The sequence below is a fragment of the Rhizobium sp. C104 genome (assembly GCF_022354505.1).
In the GTDB taxonomy this organism is placed as follows: Bacteria; Pseudomonadota; Alphaproteobacteria; order Rhizobiales; family Rhizobiaceae; genus Rhizobium; species Rhizobium redzepovicii.
Genome location: NZ_CP092353.1, coordinates 305103 through 323005 on the forward strand (window position 1 = coordinate 305103; position 17903 = coordinate 323005).

10 protein-coding genes and 5 pseudogenes are annotated in these 17903 nt (G+C 59.3%); 3 read left to right on the forward strand and 12 right to left on the reverse strand.

The features are described from left to right. Positions 1 to 259 precede the first annotated feature (259 nt). Positions 260 to 463: a transcriptional regulator gene (locus MF410_RS33575; protein ID WP_096772326.1), complete on the forward strand. Its 204-nt coding sequence runs from the start codon at positions 260 to 262 to the stop codon at positions 461 to 463. A 276-nt stretch (positions 464 to 739) separates the two neighbouring features. Continuing rightward, a pseudogene (locus MF410_RS36905) lies at positions 740 to 1315 on the forward strand (radical SAM protein); the annotation flags it as partial. 210 nt (positions 1316 to 1525) lie between these two features. Here MF410_RS36905 and MF410_RS36910 read toward each other — a convergent pair. From MF410_RS36910 to tssK, 12 genes and pseudogenes are all read right to left on the reverse strand, one after another. Further along, positions 1526 to 2535: pseudogene (locus tag MF410_RS36910) on the reverse strand (LysR substrate-binding domain-containing protein). Between the two features lie 192 nt (positions 2536 to 2727). Next, positions 2728 to 3054, reverse strand: a pseudogene (locus MF410_RS33590) (carbamoyltransferase N-terminal domain-containing protein); the annotation flags it as partial. 943 nt (positions 3055 to 3997) lie between these two features. Continuing rightward, on the reverse strand, positions 3998 to 4297 hold the full coding sequence (locus MF410_RS33595; protein WP_096772366.1) for a hypothetical protein: 300 nt from the start codon (positions 4295 to 4297) through the stop codon (positions 3998 to 4000). After that, on the reverse strand, positions 4297 to 5931 hold the full coding sequence (locus tag MF410_RS33600) for an IS66 family transposase (RefSeq protein ID WP_096772363.1): 1635 nt from the start codon (positions 5929 to 5931) through the stop codon (positions 4297 to 4299). Before MF410_RS33600 ends, MF410_RS33595 begins: the two co-directional genes overlap by 1 nt. 59 nt (positions 5932 to 5990) lie before the next feature. Then, entirely contained in the window at positions 5991 to 6341 is a 351-nt protein-coding gene (gene tnpB / locus MF410_RS33605) for an IS66 family insertion sequence element accessory protein TnpB (RefSeq protein ID WP_096772364.1), read from the reverse strand. Continuing rightward, a complete protein-coding gene (locus MF410_RS33610; protein ID WP_345774743.1) occupies positions 6338 to 6754 on the reverse strand; it encodes a transposase in 417 nt (138 codons plus the stop codon). The genes tnpB and MF410_RS33610 overlap by 4 nt, the downstream gene beginning before the upstream one ends. A gap of 56 nt (positions 6755 to 6810) precedes the next feature. Continuing rightward, positions 6811 to 6981 (reverse strand): annotated as a pseudogene (locus MF410_RS33615) (SIR2 family protein); the annotation flags it as partial. Between the two features lie 99 nt (positions 6982 to 7080). Next, positions 7081 to 8697, reverse strand: coding sequence for a hypothetical protein (locus tag MF410_RS33620; protein ID WP_239621079.1), 1617 nt, complete (start codon positions 8695 to 8697; stop codon positions 7081 to 7083). Between the two features lie 296 nt (positions 8698 to 8993). After that, entirely contained in the window at positions 8994 to 12599 is a 3606-nt protein-coding gene (gene tssM / locus MF410_RS33625; protein WP_239621080.1) for a type VI secretion system membrane subunit TssM, read from the reverse strand. A 9-nt stretch (positions 12600 to 12608) separates the two neighbouring features. Next, positions 12609 to 13898 (reverse strand): type IVB secretion system protein IcmH/DotU, encoded by a 1290-nt coding sequence (gene icmH, locus MF410_RS33630; protein ID WP_096772079.1) that lies wholly within the window; start codon positions 13896 to 13898, stop codon positions 12609 to 12611. Then, entirely contained in the window at positions 13898 to 15079 is a 1182-nt protein-coding gene (locus MF410_RS33635; RefSeq protein WP_275593050.1) for a type VI secretion system-associated FHA domain protein, read from the reverse strand. The genes icmH and MF410_RS33635 overlap by 1 nt, the downstream gene beginning before the upstream one ends. A 7-nt stretch (positions 15080 to 15086) precedes the next feature. Continuing rightward, positions 15087 to 16442, reverse strand: a complete 1356-nt coding sequence (gene tssK / locus MF410_RS33640) for a type VI secretion system baseplate subunit TssK (RefSeq protein WP_007636670.1) — start codon at positions 16440 to 16442, stop codon at positions 15087 to 15089. Positions 16443 to 17032: 590 nt separating this feature from the next. Here tssK and MF410_RS33645 point away from each other — a divergent pair. Next, positions 17033 to 17599: pseudogene (locus MF410_RS33645) on the forward strand (transposase); the annotation flags it as partial. Between the last annotated feature and the right edge of the window lie 304 nt (positions 17600 to 17903).

Sequence of the window (17903 nt, forward strand, 5' to 3'; positions counted from 1 at the left end):
TTGAAAGTGGCGTTCGGTGCATCTGCGAACGGACATTCGCGCCGTCGGCGCTTGACCTGGCCTCGCAAAGCCGCTTCCCAGGGAACGTCTGTGAACTTGAAACCGCGTGCGTAAGACAGCAACTCTCGCGCAATCAAGGACCATTGCTCCGTTGGATTTTGCCTGCAAGAACAGCCAGTGCCTCTCTGCGCTTGTGTGGAAGGGAGCTAACGGTCCATTCGGCAACAATGCGATTGACGAGTTCGCCAGAAAGAGCCGAATGTCGACTGGATCCCCGTTTGCGGCCGCCGGGCGCGCTGGCGCCTGCCTCGGCGAAGCCTCCTCCAAAGCCTGTGATCCGAACGATCCTGCCTGGCTCGCAATCGGTGCGCGTCTGACCGAGCGGGAACGGCTGATCGACGCGATGGAGAAATCTGGGTGGGTTCAGGCCAGGCGGCTCGCCTCCGGCCTCACCCGACCTTAGGTTGGTTATGCCATCCGCGGGTTCAAATCGGGGTGAAAGAAAGTTCTACGCCTGGTGTGGTCGAACGGCCCGACCTGCCCTCCTCAACTCATGCACCCGAGGCGAGCCGCCATTTTACCGGTGTCTGTCTATTGTCAAATGCCTGACAACCCTATGTCGGGTCGCAAATGGAGGGAACCGGACAAAAAACGCTAACATATTGAAAAAAAGTAGTGATTTTCATTGGCATGGCCCTTGCTTTTTGAACCGCGATGTTAAGCAGCAACGGAGCCTTCAATGTCCCCACCAATGATTTCGCTCAAGAGCCTGACCAGCACGACAACCATGAACCAACTGCTGGCCACAGCGAAGTCCACTGCTTGCGCCGCGTCATTGTGCGGTTCGTCCGCAAAGCCGCACCACGCCGAGCCGGCTGTGTGGGAGAAAATCAAGGACCTTTCCTGCTATTCAGAAGAAGCTTACTATTTCGCGCGCATGCACGTCGTAGCCGCACCAGCCTGCAATATCCAGTGCAACTACTGCGATCGTAAATACTGCGCCAACGAAAGCCGGCCTGGGGTCGTCTCGGAAAAGCTGACGCCTGACCAGGCGCTGCGAAAGGTCGTTGCGGTCGCCAATGAAGTCCCTCAGCTTTCCGTGCTCTTTATCACCGGACCAAGCGATGCCTGTTATGACCGGAAGAAGACAAAGGCGACATTTGAACGTGGAGCCACAGAGATCCCCGATATCAAGCTGTGTCTTTCAACCAACGGTCTGGCACTGCCGGACCGTGTCGGCGAGCTTGCTGACATGAATGTTGATCACTTGACGATCACCATCAACATGGTCGATCCGAGAGTTGGCGCGAAGATATCCGCGCCACTGCCGGGCCGTGCCGCAGCTCAGCAGAAGCCCGGACACAAGCAGGCCCCGCGAGCACATAGGCAGCCAAGTCTCGATATTCGTCCAACATGCCTGGCACTCTCGGTCGCAGCAGCGCTGGGGCCTTGGTCATCTCCCCGCGCAAAATGCCCGGTTGCTCTCTTTGATGCTTCAGGAGCATCCCGATCACCGCTTCTTGTGTCAGTCCGCTCCCGTCTCCAACGCGGCGGCGACCTCCTTGCGCAGCCATTTATGCTGCGGGTCGTGATGGCACCGCTCGTGCCAGATGAGCATGACCTTATACGGTGCCGGCTCGAGGGGTGGATCAACAACCCTAAGCGGCAGCATCGCGGAAACTTGGGTCGCAACGCGGCGCGGGACGAGCAATACCAAATCCGTTGCCGAAGCTACCACCGCTGCCGTGAGAACGCTGGAAAACAGTATGGGACTACGATCCGCTCGCAGGTTGGGCAAGTGGTCGTAGATCGGGCCGAAGTGGTCGGGGAGTCCGTACTGATGGCAGCGTGACGCAAGGTCGCGAAGTTGTCGATCGTCCATTCCTGCGCCAGCGCTGGATGGTCGTGGCGCAACAAACACGCGAAGCGGTCTGTATAAAGACTCCGCCGAAAATAGCCAGGCAGTTGCACGTCGATATGCCCAACGGCCAAATCAATATCACCTTGCTCAAGCCCCCGCACGGCACGATCAAATGGCAAACAGGCGAGTGTGTCGAGATGAGGGGCACGCTCGCGTAACCACGGCAGGAGGCGCGGTAGTACAGCCAAAGCTTGATGATCGGGGATCGCCAGCGTTGCCCCCCTCCCCGCTTCTTTTGAGATTACGCTGCGGCTTGTCACCATCTCTCGGATCGTACGCAGTGCCGACGGCAGCCTTTGAGCCAAATGTTCGCCTTGCGGCGTTGGGATCAAACCCGTTGAAGACCGCACCAGGAGATCATCATTGAACAAGCCGCGCAGCCTTCCCAGTGCGCGGCTCATCGCCGGTTGACTCCGCCCGATGTGCTGGCCCGCGTGCGTCACGTTCCGGTATTCGAGCAGAGCCTCGAGCGCCACCAGGAGGTTGAGGTCTATTGATGCTAGGTTTATCTGGTGTCCAGTGAGGCGCTCTCCTCTCCAATCTTGCAACATCTTTCGCCTATAAGCGAGTTGATCCGTCACCTCTTGTTCTACATTGCGTTTCATGAAGTTCATTCCTCAACAATCAATTCCGGGTCCAACGTTTTCGAGTTCATCTCGGCGGTGGAGCGTGGGTGACAACCTCCATGGCATTGTGCCATCACGCGTCCAATGGGCGGCCAGATCTGTGTGACGATGGCGATCACATGGAACATCGGGGTGTCCCACAGGAATATAGAGCCCGTGTCGACCTCCCTGAGCCCGTTGCAACAGCCTCGCATCCGATACTGGGGTGCTTGGGTGAGAGAGGCGCACGCGCTCGAGCACAGCGTTGCAATAGGCCTCGGTTGCATAATACGCGATGCGGTCGATGTCGCTGAGCTGAACACCTGCAGATGCGAGGCAATATTGAATCGAACGAATTGGTAGCGTGTTGGAGTGCTTGATTCGGTTAGGCCGTTCCTCTTCGACAGCCGCTATCACTCGGCCGTCGCGAACGCGAACCGCAGCCCCATCGTGCATAAAGCTGTTCGGTAGATCGAACGAATTTTCGTAGACTCTGCTTAGACGCCCACTCAGCCCTAGACACAGCATGTTGCTCTCCAGTCCGTTTCGAAAGGTAGGTCGCTCTGGCCCGACCGCCGGCTTTCGTAAGTTCAAAGCTTGTGTTTGACGTGTCAGATAGAGCTCACAGGCGAAGCCGATACTAATAGCGACCGGCTCGGCGACATTGCCGACAATCGATGCTGCGCAACCTTCTTGATGCTATAGTTGCGACGCCGCACGGAAACCCTGACCGAAGCATTTGCAGCAGAACTGCCACGTAACCTATCCACATTACTCAGTCCTTCATATTTCGGCCCGACAGCCGCAAGAAAACATCACGAGGTTTGGTGTTCCTGCAAAAGGCGCAGATCATGTCCTTGCGGCTGCGAGCGCGCCTGCTCTGGCTTCTAGTCATTGTGAGGGATGCACTCACAGATTTAGTCGACCAGGCAACAGTGCTTCTTGTGAGAGCCCATTAGCACTGAAACGGCAGAAGCAACGGCCAAGATTTGGCCGATCACGTCCAACGTGATAACAATCGAGGCCAGGCAACTGACAGAGTGCTCCAACTCGTTTTCCAGCACAGTCTCTACCGAACCTGAGGACCCATTTTTAGAACTCCACACAATCGTTCTGCACAGCGCTCTTCAGCGTTTTTTCTAAGGGCAATTGTTTTGACCAGTAAAATTGTTTGTTTGGATGGAATGCGTGCAAAAAAGGGATGGGTGGATTGATAGGAAGGCGAGCGGCACTACCATCCTTCCTTTCAAATGGCGGCCGTGATGATCAACGTTTACGGCAAATCCGCCTCCGACGTCGGTGTCGACCGACCGACCGACGAAATCCTCGTGTATCGTCGCATCCGCAATACTCCTTCTCTACTCTAGTTTTCAGCCGACAAGCCGAGCCGCAGCTTCGCCAGTCTGCACGTCGATAAGCGTGATCGGGCTTGCTGCAAAGAAACGTATCCATCCGGCGAAGGCCGCGGCACTTATGATTTCGGCTCGTCTGCCATGATGCGTTCGATCTTTTCCGGATCACATTGCTCGTCGACAAGGAACTGGCGAAGACCTCCTTCCCAGGTGCGGATATCGGCGAGGAACTCCTTCAAGCTTTCGATGCCCCGGTCGGTGAAGGTCGTGATGCCCTCTTCGCTGCCGTCATGGGCATGGATCGTCTCACCATAGTCGATGTTGTCGGAGTTGCTGGCGACTTCCTGGATGAGTTCGAGGTTCTCGCCGATCAGCATGGCGACATAGTCGATCGTGTAGACATGCGTCGGGCGCGCCATCACGCCGCCATCTGCCGGGCGCTTCCGGCGGGCCAGTTCCACGGCAACAGCTCCGGCAGCCGTGATACGGGAATGCCGGGCATGCGGGCGAGCACGTCCGCCAACCAGGCCTGCGGATCGATATCGTTCATCTTTGCCGTGACGATTAGGGAATACATGAAGGCAGCACGCTCGCCTCCGCGCTGGGAACCGGCGAATAGCCATGCCTTTCTTCCGAGAGCAACGCCGCGCAGGGCTCGTTCAGCGGCATTGTTTGACAGACACAGTCTGCCGTCGTCGAGGAACCGGGTGAAGGCTTCCCAGCGACCCTCCTTCTCGAACATGTAGTTGATCGCCTTGGCGACGGGATTGTGCTTCGACATTTGCCCACGCTGAGCCATGAGCCAATCGTGCAGTTCTTCGACGAGCGGACGAGCATGTTGCTGCCGCGTTGTGAGCCGATCCTCGGCAGGCATTCCGTTTATGCCGCGCTCGATGTCGAAGAGCGCGTCGATGCGGGCCACGGCCTCAAGCGCGACGGGCGATATCTCATGGGCAGGTTTGCCCTTGCGCACGTTGCCGGCGATGTCAGCGAGTTCGAAGAACTTGCGTCGCGCATGGCTCCAGCAGAGCGCGCTCCTGACCGGCGCGGGGCGGCGATCGGCACGATAGAGGTCGTTGTAGCCGCCATAGGCATCGGCCTGCAGTGTGCCATGCCATCCGGCAAGATGCGTGTTGGGATGGGTCTTCTCGCGATCGGGAGAGAAATGGAAGAGTGCGGCGGGAGGCGCGCCGCCCGCGAAGGGACGGTCATCGCGCACATAAGTCCATAACCGTGCCTGCCTTGTTGCTCCCCTGGCCAGAAGCGGCACGGTGGTGTCGTCACTATGCAGCCGCTCGGCGGCCAGCACATGGGCGCGGATTAGATCATGGATCGGCTGCAGCGCCGTCGTGCAGGCTCCGACCTGATCGGCCAGCGTGGAGAGACTGAGATCGACGCCTTCCCTGGCGTAGCGCTCGGCCTGGCGGTTCAATGGCTGATGTTGGCCGAACTTCTCGAACAGGATCGTCGCCAGCAGGTTCGGTCCCGCCCATCCCCGCGGTGTCGCATGGAAAGGGGCCGGTGGCTGGCTGATCTTCTCGCAATCCCGGCAGGTGAACTTCTCGCGCACCGTCTGGATCACCTTCCACTGGCGCGGGATCGCCTCCAGCGTCTCAGTGACGTCTTCGCCCATCTTCACGATCCGCGCCGAGCCGCAGCAGGTGCAAATCGAGGGAGCTTCGATGATCAGGCGCTCGCGCGGCAAATGTTCCGGGAACGGCTTGCGTGCCGGGCGACGGCGTTCGAAGGCAGAGACATTTGTGATCTTCGCCGCCACGCGTTCCGCGGCGATCTCGTCCTCGGTGGCATCGGCCTCGAGTTCTTCGAGCTGCAGTTCCATCTGGTCGATCAGCCGGGCGCGCCGTTCCGAACTCTGGCCATATTGCTCGCGGCGCATTTTGGCAATCTCGAGCTTGAGGTGCCGGATCATCGCCTCGGAGGTCGTCACGAAGGCGCGCACCTGTGCGAGGTCGGACTCGGCAGAGGCGGCACGCACTTCCGATGCCGCAAGCGCGGCGCGCAGTCTGGCTATCTCCGAAGCAGCATCATCCATGGCCGAAAGCTACCATGCCGCATGTCGAAAGCCCAACAAAAACAGAGCAATGCAGGCGATCAGCCTGCCTTCGAAGGCCGCTGCGTCCAGCGCGGGTTGCGCCAGTCGATCCCTTCCAGGAGATAGCCGAGCTGCGCCGACGATACAGACACGGCGGAGCCATTCTGGCTGACCGGCCAGATGAATTTTCCAGCTTCCAGCCGCTTCAGGTAAAGCGACATGCCGACGCCGTCATGCCAGAGGACCTTGATCAGGTCACCCTTGCGACCCCGGAAGCAGAAGACCTCACCGCCATGAGGATCGCGGCCGAGGCCTTCCTGCACCCTCAGCGCCAGACTGTTCATGCCGCAACGCATGTCTGTCACGCCGCCCGCGATCCACACCTTCACCCCCGCGGGAAATGCGATCATGACATATCCAGAATCGGCAACAGCCGGGCGAGGACGATCGGATCAAGTGAGGCCGGGATCGTCAGCCGTCGGCCGTTCGGCAGGCCGATCTCGATCGTCATGTCGTCTTCAGAACGCAGCGGCGCGGTCATCTCCGCAGATGCCGCCGGCGGCGGTGGCGAAATCGTAAGCGGCACGAAACCCGTTGACGCTGAAACACTCAGAAGGCCGCTGCGGTATTGTCGACGCCAGGCCGTCAACAAAGATCGCGACAATCCATATCGTCGCGCCGTCGCTGACCCCTGACGAAAACCTTGCAGGCTTTCCTCGACGATCCGAACTTTCTCTTCGTCCGACCAATCCCGCCGGCGACCAAGATCATCGGCGGACAAGACCTCAATGGGGAAATAATTGTAGCGCATGACATAAGGCATGCACTTAAAGCCAATCAGCAAATCGCGGCAGACGGCCTTCGCCGGATGGGTACAAAGAAACGGCGTTCGTTGTTGGTCAGCGCTGCCGCATCCAGCACCGCCAAACGTGGGGCGTTGGATCGCTTCGTGATCTGTCGGGCGTAGGTGCGCAGCATCTGGTCGTTGAAGCGGCAGCCGATGATGAAGAAGCCTCTGTTGGTGCGCCGCTCCTTCACCGCTTCGCTGATCCACCTGAGCGGCGGAACTCCTTCCGTCGCTGATGCAGCCGTTGATGGCGTGCTCGGCCGGCCTTCCGGTGGGCCGACCGGCATCGAGGCAGGCGATCACTACGCGGCGGGCGCGGCGCGCGAGGTTTCGATGCGCTTCAGTCCATCGGTGATGGCGGCGAGCCCTTCCCGCAGCGTCTGCCCTATAGTGCCCGGACCGATGTCGATTGGAGGATTGTCAAGCATGGCTACAATGTCGCTGCCGTTGAGATAGTCGAGCTTCTTCTGGACTGTGGTTCTGACACGCTCGGTCGCGCTCGACATTGCGTCACCGTTGCGTTCGGTGATGGCGGAGAGCTGATCCGAAAGCTCTCCACCGAACTGCAGGAAGATGTCGTCGACATACCTCCACGTTCCGCCGCGGGCTTCCACATCGACCATCTGGTTGATCTTGCTCTTTACCTCATCCCTCAGCGTCAAGGCAGTGTCGAGATGAGCCTGCCATGCAGCTATGATACTTTCGACCGAGTTTTCGACGGACTTGGTCCTTTCGGGCTGGTCTGTGATGCCAAGAAGGACCAGAAGTTGATCATCGTTACCGAGCCGCGGGACCACCGCTGCGATCAGACGCTCCACAACCGCGCGCCTACGGGCTGCATCGCCTAGTTCCTTCGGCCATTGCGACGACACTATCTTCGCAATCCTTTCAGAATTCGCGTTCTCTAGCGGATAAGAAAGCTGTCGCTCCTGAGCCTTTGCCTTGATCAGACGGAACAAGGACTCTACTACCTCGTCTTGATCGAGAGCACCCGTTGGGACTCTGTTCAGATCGATCCCATTCACCACGACCTCTTCGCGGCGGTCGCCGTTTGTCTCGCCCTGCCCCGCCCCATCGGGCATGTCATCCACATATTGAAGATTTCGCAGATTCTCAGGATAGGCCAGCATCAACAGAAGCCGGCCGGCGAAGTTGTGCAGCGTTGCCTCCTGCTCTTCCTGAGGCGTCGCAGCCAGCACACGTTGCAGCCAATCCGCGATCTTCGTGGTCAGATGGGACAACTCTGCGGTCTGTCCCGCGCCAATTTGCGCGCTGAGACTTACTGCGTGATTGGAAATGGTCGCTGCCGCGGCGGCAATGCCCTCCTTCACTTCCGGGAGAAGCTGCTCCAGGAACTCAGCCCCGCCTTCACGCTTGCTTCTCTCTTCAGTTTCCTCAACACTCCCTGCGGAGTTCCCTTCCGCGCTATCGAGTGCCGCCATCGGCCGATTTAATTCTTCAGAGTTGTCGGGTGGAAGAAATTGAGAGTTCTCCTCGGCGTTCATCTCAAACTGCTGAATGTCTTCTTCAGTTAAAATTCCTGCTTCCTGCATGTCAGGCAGCCTCATGCGGAAGTTCACGAAATACTTCTTCATCACCTTTTGGACCTGCGGGAACCCGGCCTTTCCACCATCAGCCAACTTGACGAGGATAACGCCGTTTTCGTTCATCCTGCCCGTGCCTCTCCGCAGAAGCGAAAAGGTCTCCTTACCACTATCCTCATCATCTTCAAAAGGCATGCTTTTCAAAGTTTGTGCCAATCCATTGAGCTTTTTCTTACTCACCAGGACAGCAGGCTTCCGCAGATCGCCAACCGTGCCAACCGCAAAGCAGAACTCCAAATCCGCACTGTTCCTCGTCTGGTCGATCAACTGCATAAACTTCTTTGCTCTTGTCCTATTGTGCTTCATTCCGGCCATTATATCTCTCCAGTTTCCTGTTCTAGATCAGTGTACGTCGGTTGATAGGATGGGACAGGATCTGATCACCCAACTTCCCGAAGATCTGCCTGATGGAGGTGACCGCGCTCTCCAGCGGTCTAGTCGAGCCGGAAAGCGGCGCGCCGAGATCAAGCAACGATCGCCGCCAGTCGCAGCCGTGACCGCCTCCGATCCGGCCGGCAACCGAAATGCCGACCTCTCCCGCCGCGGACCTGCGTGGGCGTCTCGTGATCCCATAGGGCCTTCCCAGCGCAAGTCGGATGCTATCCCGGCGGTCATAAGAAATCTGGACATCGGAATTCTGACAGCAGATTGCGGGACAACGGGCTCATCACGCTGTCAGGCTGGAGGTTAAAAACCGCCCAATGGTCACCCGACACCAGTCGTACCTGAATAAGGTCCCCTCCTCCCAAGGGCCGCTTGTCCGCCTCATTTAAGAGGCGAAATAGCGCCCAATGGCCGCTCTTGGAGAGAATGGCGCCTTGAAAACCGATGAAAGCGACGGAAGCGCCGCCGACGCCGCTGGCCGTGGGCCAATGGAAATGCATGGCCGCGGCGGCCGTTCCTCGTCGATGTTCGAGGCGCTGGCCGTCGATGTCCACCACCACCTGGTCTGTCAACGGATCGGTCTCGGCGACGGTGAGCAGGAATCCAACTGACAACTGGCCGGTATCCTCGAACATGGTGTCGCGGATTGTGGCTGCCCGTTGGAACTGGGCCAAGGTATTGCGGCCGATAGGGAAATCGACACCGCTCGTTGGCCGAAACTGCCACGAACCTGTGGATTTGTCGACGAAGGGGGAAAGGTTCTCGGCGAAGAAAGTGTCGATCTCCGCCTTGCGGCCGAACAGTCGGGCGAAATCGCTCAAAGGGACATCCCGGCGGGATCCGCGCGCGAAGGGATACCGTCCTTCCGTAGCCCGCCGGCACAAATCGCCGGGGCCGCCCGCCCAACCGCTCGCCAACTCGCGCCTCACGCCGCTGACGGTTAGGTCCGAGCTGTGGCGGCTGAGGCCGAGGATCCATTGCCGGATGGGTTCGGGCAGATTGGTCGCTCCCGCCTCGATCTGGTGGATGGCGACGCCCGCCTGCCCGTTGTGTTCCAAGATGTTCGAACCCGCCAGCCCCTGCGCCTGGCTGAGGGAGCGATACAGTTCGCCCAGATCGCGGAGAGCACTGTCGATCGGCGCCTGCGCGCCCGCTTGGCTGTTCGACGGCACTTCGACCAACTGGTGCAGCCACTGGAAATGATCGCCCATATAGAGCCGGACGTGAGCTTCAGGCGTGTCCGCGGCCGGTTGAGAGCGGAACAGTGCCTCGAGCTCGCTTGGCAACACCTCGCCCTGGGGGACACTGTCACCTTTCGTCAAGCCGTCCTCGGGAGCCGGTGGTTGCTTGAGCTTTAGCTCCTGCGCCGCCGCGAAAAGGAACAGGCGCATTGGTGACGTCGGCGCGGACAGCGTGTTCAAGGTGCGCAGCGCGTCATCGATGCCCCCAAACGGGTGGATCGACATATCGCCAATGAGCTGGTCCCAGCGCAACGCGAACTCCTGAGCGTAGAGATCCGCCGCCGAACGCCGCAGCTTCTGGCTCACATCATCGGCTGCGGTCGGCGCGACTACCTGTGCGTCGAGAACCCAGCCTTCTGCAGCGACAGCGTCAGCCACCTGCGGCAGCAATCGCAGAAAAATTCCGTAAAACCCCGCCCTCGTGTAGATGCCAGGAACCCCCTCGCTGAGCGGCTGTCCCGATTTGCGAGCCAGGACGCCCTGCGCCAGCGGCCCGGCATGGTCGGCCAGACGCCAGGTTGGCGCCCGCGAGGCTTCGGGACTGGTCGCGATGATGTCGAGGACGCGGCGCGCCATCGAGACGGCCTGGAGCTTCGCGCGGCTCCTCTCTATCAGTTCGCCGTTAAGCTCACTATGGGGCAGCGGCCCTTCCATGAGGGCATCCAGATGATCAGCGAGCGCGCGGCGCAGGCCGGCATCGGCTTCGGCCGGAAACATCACTCCCCAGTCGGCAGCCATCCAGTTCTTGACGACCGCGCGCTGGAGCGGACCCTGCTGACCCAGCATCAGGTAAACCTTTAACGCCTGGTAGACGAACTGATCATCGTCGTGCCGCTCGGCCAGTAAGGTTTCCAACCGGAAGATCAGCCGCGGCAGCAGGACGGTGTTCAAGGCGCGGCGGTACGCCGCGAGCGTTTGAACCTTGATTTTCTTACTCTGGTCGAGACCCGAACTTGATAGGCGGCCGCCCGCGCTGTCGCCGTTAGAATCACGCAGCCGCTGAAGCAGTGGCAGGATGGGTCGAAGATCGCCACTCTCAACCCGGTCGAGCTTCAGCTTTTCGGCCCCTCTGGCATAGCTGCCAGCCATTAGGCGAACGCTCTCGATCCGCTCAACATTCCGAATATAGCTGAACGTCCACAAGACGCCGGCGCTAACGATGACCGCCGCTATCATCGTGTAGGCGCTATATCGGATCCGCCGCTGGCGCCGATCGAAGCGGTGATTGGCACCGACGAGCCCAGCTTCGGCGAAAACGACTTCGCGCAGCAGCCGGCTGATGAAATAACCACGCCCCGGGCCACGAAGCGCTGTACAGGGCGGCTGAGCGATCTCGAAGGTCTGAGATCTGGCGTTCGCAACTCGATCGAAGGGCATGCCAATTTGCGTGCCGCTTAAGAAGTAGACGCCGCGGAGCATAAGCGGTTCCTGGAACGAATTCCCGCCAAAGGCTTCCTTCAAGAACTGTTGCGTCAGGTGCTTGAGGCTAGCGACCTGCTGTGGGAAGCCGAACATGAGCGCGCGACGCTGGAGGTTGCTTTCATGCTGCATTCGTTCAAGCAGCCTTTCGTTTAGGCGGCCAACCAGCGCATCGTATGCTGCGGCAAACGCCATCGGATCGTCTTCGTCCTCCGAAGCCTCTTGCGCAAAGGTGAACCCCCACACCGCCTCCCGCCCCTCGCGACCCAGATCGTCGAAGAATTCAACAAATCCCGCCAGCAGATCGCTCTTAGTGAAAAGCACATAAATCGGCAGTTGCAGGCGAAGCTCCCTGTAAATTTCGAGGAGCCGCTCACGGATACAGCGCGCGCGATCGGCGAGCACTTCCTCGGATGTCGAGTTCAGCTCGCTGATCCCGATCGTGACTAAGACCCCGTTCAGCGGCTGCCGTGGCCGGGAGCGTCTGAGCATACGAAGCAAGCCACGCCAAACCGCTTTGTCCCGGTCTGCATCACCCTCCTGTATCGTGTAGCGCCCAGCAGTGTCGACGAACACCGCGTCATCGGTGATCCACCAGTCGCAGTTTTCCGTACCCGCGACCCCACCGGCGGCTCTCAGACCGGACCTTGCCGCCAGCGGAAAGCTGAGCCCGGAATTGACTATTGCTGTGGTCTTCCCCGAGTTGGGCGGACCGATCATCACATACCATGGCCGCTGATAGAGCCACCGCCTGCTGATACCTCCTGCGTAGCGGCGCCCCTTGAGTGTGGTAAGGGCCTCGCGGAAACGATGACGAATCGCCTCAAGCTCTCTTTCAGCAAGCGTGCTGGCTTGGCCCACACTTCGGTCGGAAGGCCTTGGGTCTCCCTTCTTCTGCTCGGCCCCAACCTCGTCCAGGGCTCCCGACACTCGTGATTGGACGAGGTCTTCAAAATAGGCCTGAACCTTGTAAAGCTGGGACTGGATCAAGTAGATCACGGTGTATCCGACCGGAATCAGCATCGATGCCGCGATCTGGCTGCGAAGGCTGTCAAGCGGCGCAAATCCTCCGACCGAGATGTGTGGTCCGAGCGTGAAGATTAAGGCACACACGATCCCTGCCCCGCCGACACGGAGCCATTGCCACCTAAGCGCTTTTTTGATTGACTGCATGGCCTGCCTTCATCGTGTCTTTGTGATGATGATTTCAATCCGACGGTTCCGCGCGCGGCCCTCGGGCGTATGGTTCGAAGCGACCGGTTCACCGCTCCCTCTGCCCTCTTCTCGCACGCGGCCTGGGTCATCCATGATGGATTTAATAATCTCGGCAGCTGTCCTCGCACGCGCGAGCGAAAGGGAATCGTTTGAAGGGAAGGCGAGCGATTGCACCGGCATGGCGTCGGTGTGCCCGGTCAGGAGGATTGCTCCCGACTCATCGTTCAGAGAACGACCAATTCGTAAAAGAAGCGGCAGGAACATTTTCTTCACTTCCGGACTAGCAGAATCGAACATCCCGGAGGCGCGAATGGTAACGACGATCTGCTGTGGGTCCTCGGACACAGTGACAAGCCCTTCGCGGATTTCGGGCTCGAGGAAGTTACGCAGTCGGCCGCTGCTCATCACAACCTTTGGCGGCAATACGATTCTCACCGATCTGACAGCGCCGTTCGGCGGCAATGTCGCGAGATCGTTGAAGACAGCATCGGCGCGGGCATTTAATGCATGCAGGAGTCCGGTATAGATCGAGAGGAGTAACCCTGCCCCAAACGCTACGACAGCCCAGATTGGAACGATTGTGCGGCGTGGCTTCGGATTATTAGAGTTCCTCCGCCAGTGCGGGGATAGTTCGCGCTCGAAGTCACCACGGGCTGCTCGGATCAGGCGGTAGACGTCTTCGCACAGCACACTGAGCTCTGCGGCTCCTCCCGCAGTGACGCGGTAGCGGCCTTCGAAGCCCAACCTCATGCAGTAGTAGAGCAGCTCCAGCAGTTCAATATTGATGGCCGGTTCATATTTCAATTGCGTCAGTAGATCGAAGAAACGCTCGCCGCCCCAGGTATCGCTGAACAGCGATCCCACCAAGCTGCGCGTCGTCCAGACGCTGTTGCTGCCCCAGACTGTGTTCAGAACGATGTCATCGATGGTCGCGCAGAGGGCGTATTTGCAGACCTTGATCGCTCGCGATGGCAATCCGAGCGGCGTGATCCGACGCTCAAAAGCATCGATCTCCTGCAGCACTCTAAGGCGCAGTGCTTCAACGTCGATATGGCTAGCACTGCTCTTGAGCTGAGCGCTGAGACCCAGCAGCGCCGCCGCGGCGGCGACCAGTGGATTAAGTCGGTCGAGCGCAAGCATCTCCCAGGTAAGTTCGTCCGGCACTGGCGATGACGGCGAAGGGACAGCCAACTGCTCCTCGGCGTGGAGGAGGACGAGTGGCTGGGATTTTGGCATCGTTTCCTCAATCACCATCATCAACCCGCCCACTTCCCTTCGGAGCGGACGCTCTCATCGTGGGATCGGCGGGCGGGTCGGCGACGCTCTCGCACTGGGCGCGCGAAGTCGGCGCCGAAGCTCCGGAGCAAATCAGTTTCGATGTTCGATACGACGTCATTGAAGACACGCACGTACGCACTCCGGTTTCGCGCCTTATGGTTGCAGTGCAAAAGGGAACGGGTCCGCCCCATCGCCTTCTCGATCCCTGGTAGGGACAAGCGTGCACGGACGCTGGACAGAGCCTTCTGCACAGCCGCGAATAACACGTCATGCGTCCCACGGTCGGCGAAGGCATGCTCAATGGCCAGGTCTCCGCGGAGGAACCCCCTGACATCCGGAACGAACCTCAGGGGTTTTTCGTCGGGACTCTTATTTCTGAATGATTGTTCGCCAGCTCTCGCTCGGAGAGAATGCTGTGCAGCGCGGCGGAATACAGAAGCATTTTCCCTGCACGATCCAGCACGCTTACGATGCCGGCATTCCGGACATCTGCCAATGATAAGCCGCAGGCGGCAAGAAAAGCCGTGACGGCCGCCCGATGATTCTTGTCGAGATGATTGATCTACCTTGGGTTGCGCCAAGATGGGGGCCCGATCCGGCACACTGTCTGCGTAGATATCCAACGGACTTCTCATCATGCCCGCCAGCGCGTCAAACCGAGTGTCTAAGACTGGCAATGGTGGGAAATCGCCGTCCCTCAGGTCCAGCAGCGCTTCTTCACCCCGGGTGCAATTGCCCGCCAGGAGCGACGAGGCCATTTCGAGGGGGCCAAGAAAACTCAACTCCTCACTTGTCGCTGCAAGTTGTCCCTCCGGTTCGGCGGCACTCTCCGCAATGGATATCGAAGGCGACACGACGACATCGATCCTATAGGCGCCGATCTGAATAACATCGCTGGTTTTCCGGGCGACCGGCGCCTCTGACGGAAGCGGCACAGCCTCGTCACTCAGACATGTGTTGCCGCGGCCTCGGTCGATCAGTCCGTATCGCCGTGCCATGCATTCGATTGAGCAGTGGTATTTCGAGACCATCTGCTGATCATCCGGCAGAACGAGGCTGTTGCCTGCTCGGCTGGTAGTCAGCCCACCAGCCGCGTCGCCCGGCACGAGATATTCCGGAAAACTGCATCTATTGCAGTGTACACGTAGCGTGAGGGGCATTGGTGGGCTAACTCAAATTTGGGTTCTGTCCGGCTCGGATGGCCCAAAGAGCCATTTCGAGATTTGGGAAGTCGCCAGCAACGTGCAGCGCCAAGCCAGCGGATTGGGGCATATCCTTCCAGAAGCGGCTATTTTGATCGATCTCGAAATAGCTGAATCCAACATGGAACGGGATCTGACGCGGCGCGACCGGTAGGGGATTGATGATAATGCCGGGCAGTGCGACATTGACGAGTTCCGTGATTTTCTCCGCCGGGCCGATCTTAATCTGAGACGGGAACTCGCGCCGGAGGCGCTCGACCTCAATATCAGCCCGAGCAGCCAGCACGAAGCTCGAGGTCGTAAAGAGAGAGCGGTCGGCCACCTCAGCCACATGGATACCGTATTTTTGCCGCTGCAGCGGTACGGAGACCGCAGTCTGCTCAATCACCGCACCCAGCGAAGCCCGGATCGACTGGATCACTGGCAAAAACGCCTCCGCGAGAGAGTCGTGCTTGTAAACACCAAGGGTCGGGGCACGTTTATCGAGGCGGGCGAACGTGGCTAGTTCACCCGCCAGCTGGAGCATGAGAACATACAGCGATTCCGGATTTACAACGGCGGCCTTGGACAGGTGGCAGAAGTACGGCTCGTACCGATTGATCGCCTGCAGCAGAAGGAAGTCCGCGAGCTCTGCAACCCGGTTCGTGCCCGACTGGGAGACCCGAGTAGCCAGAGCTTCACCACGATGGTGAAGCAGGCCGGTGATCTCAGTGATGTAGTTCGAGAGGACCCGGGAGCTGGCGCAGTCGGGGGTTGGCGGCACGTGCGTCTCGTCCAGAATGATCTGTCGGTCGGCCCGGACCTCTATGATACGGGCGATTGGGATGCAAGTGTAGCCAGACCGGTCTGCCGCGTCCGGCAGCAGTCGAAAATCCAGCCGCGCTACGTCGATGGAGGCGCTGCCCCGCTCGCCAGCGTTGGTGTCGACAACATCCTCAGTGGAGACTGCGAAGCGGATAGGTACGTCAATTCCCGCTTGCGCGTCGGTTTCAAGAGCGCCGGGTTGATAAAACGGTACCGCCAAGTGAATAAGCGAATCTCGAAAATCCCGCGGAACGTCGTAGGGAGTTGGCTGGTTGGCTTCGTCAGGAATACTGAAGGGCATGCCGTCCTCCAAGACGCCGCGAGCCGCTTCGATGGCGATCTTGCCGAGACCAAGTAGCTCTCGATTGAGCCGCAGCTCGCTGATACCCCACCCGTACCCATGCAAAACCGCCGTCCTGCTACGCACCAGCTGTTCGACGTGACGATCGGCCTGCTGAAAATGCTGGGGGCGGAGGAATAAGCCCTCCGACCAGACGACCCTATTATTCCACGACATTCAAGAACTCGCCTCGCGTCCACCTGACAGAACGGCTTTCTCCGTAAAAAGTAGCAGAGCTTCACTGCCCCCTTGCATGCACATCTGATATCCAACAATGCGCTGGTAGAAGAGCATCGCGTGTCGAGACAGCTCAGATATGCAAGTGCCTAAGCTCATCAGGATTGGTCATGAGCCCCCCTTGCAGCGCGACACGCAAGGGATCTCATCTAGACTGTCGCTCAGCAGCCCGTTGCCCTCAGAGCCGTATTGGTCGTTCATGTTCACACTGACCTACTACGCGCCAATTCGGCCTGTCCTGTCGCTCGTACGGGATGAATCTTGCAAATGACCGCCCGGAAGCCTTGAGAGCCGGCGCCGCAAGTACGGGGCCAAAAGTGCAGCGCAACAGGCAAGGTGACACGTGATGCGCATTGCCTCGTCGAAAATGTTCGTGAATACGCCGAAGGCATGTGCCGCCGCCAACATCGTCTTCACGCGCCGCCGCCCCTAAAGCACCTTGACGACTAGTTTAGCGATTAGCGGGATAGCAGCTCTGGCGGCATGGATCATTCATGCGGCGAAGATAGGCATTTGCACATTTGGTGATGCCCAATAGCTAGCGAATGGGATATGCGCTGCGCCTCATGTTGGCGCGCGAGCACATGCTCGATGGCACGGTGGAGATTGACCGTTTTCATCTCGGTGAGCGACCGAGAAGAATCCGGACGGTCTACCGCCTGGACGGGGCCGAAAAGGCCTTTCGATACGTGCAGGGCGCGCGACGGCGAAAAGGGATCGAACCGCATGCCTGCTTGATGGGCGGTGAGGCGTTCATGGCGATTGGCAAGAGCTTCGCTACGCATGAGAACGTAAAGCATTCGAGCCGCGAATTCGTTCGAGACGCCGCCCACGTCAACTCGGTGGGAGGTTTCAAGTCCCGGGTCCGCCGCACCATTGCCGGCGTCTTTCATCATATCAGCCCGCAGCATGCCTTGTCTTGCCACGAGATCGGCTTCCGCTGGTCACAGCGCATTGTTACGAGCCAGGCAGTGCGGATACTGGTCACGGGTGCCGCCGGCGCTGCGATTGCTGCAAGTCTTTCGCGCTATTACCGGCCGGCAATGCGCAGAAGTCCGGATGCCGGGATTATCGTTAAATCTCCCAGTCTTTTGTGATAAGGCCGCGTTGTTTAGCGGAAGCCAGCAAAGAGTTCGAAGACGAAGGGCCGACCTCACTGGCGCCGCAATTGGTGACAGTTGCCACTACCCTGGTATCGGTGGGCCAATCAATCCCACCATAGAAGAGATTATGTCGATGTTCGCGTCGTAACTGGCTTGCGCGGCACCGGCGGCCGTCAGCGTTGATAGCAATCCGTACCGATCGCCACATCAAGCACGGACCTCCGGTCTGGAGAACGGGTCGTCGCTGCATCTCTCGAAGGATCGCCGCTGTCGTTACGGGTTCACGCAGGAGCTGCGC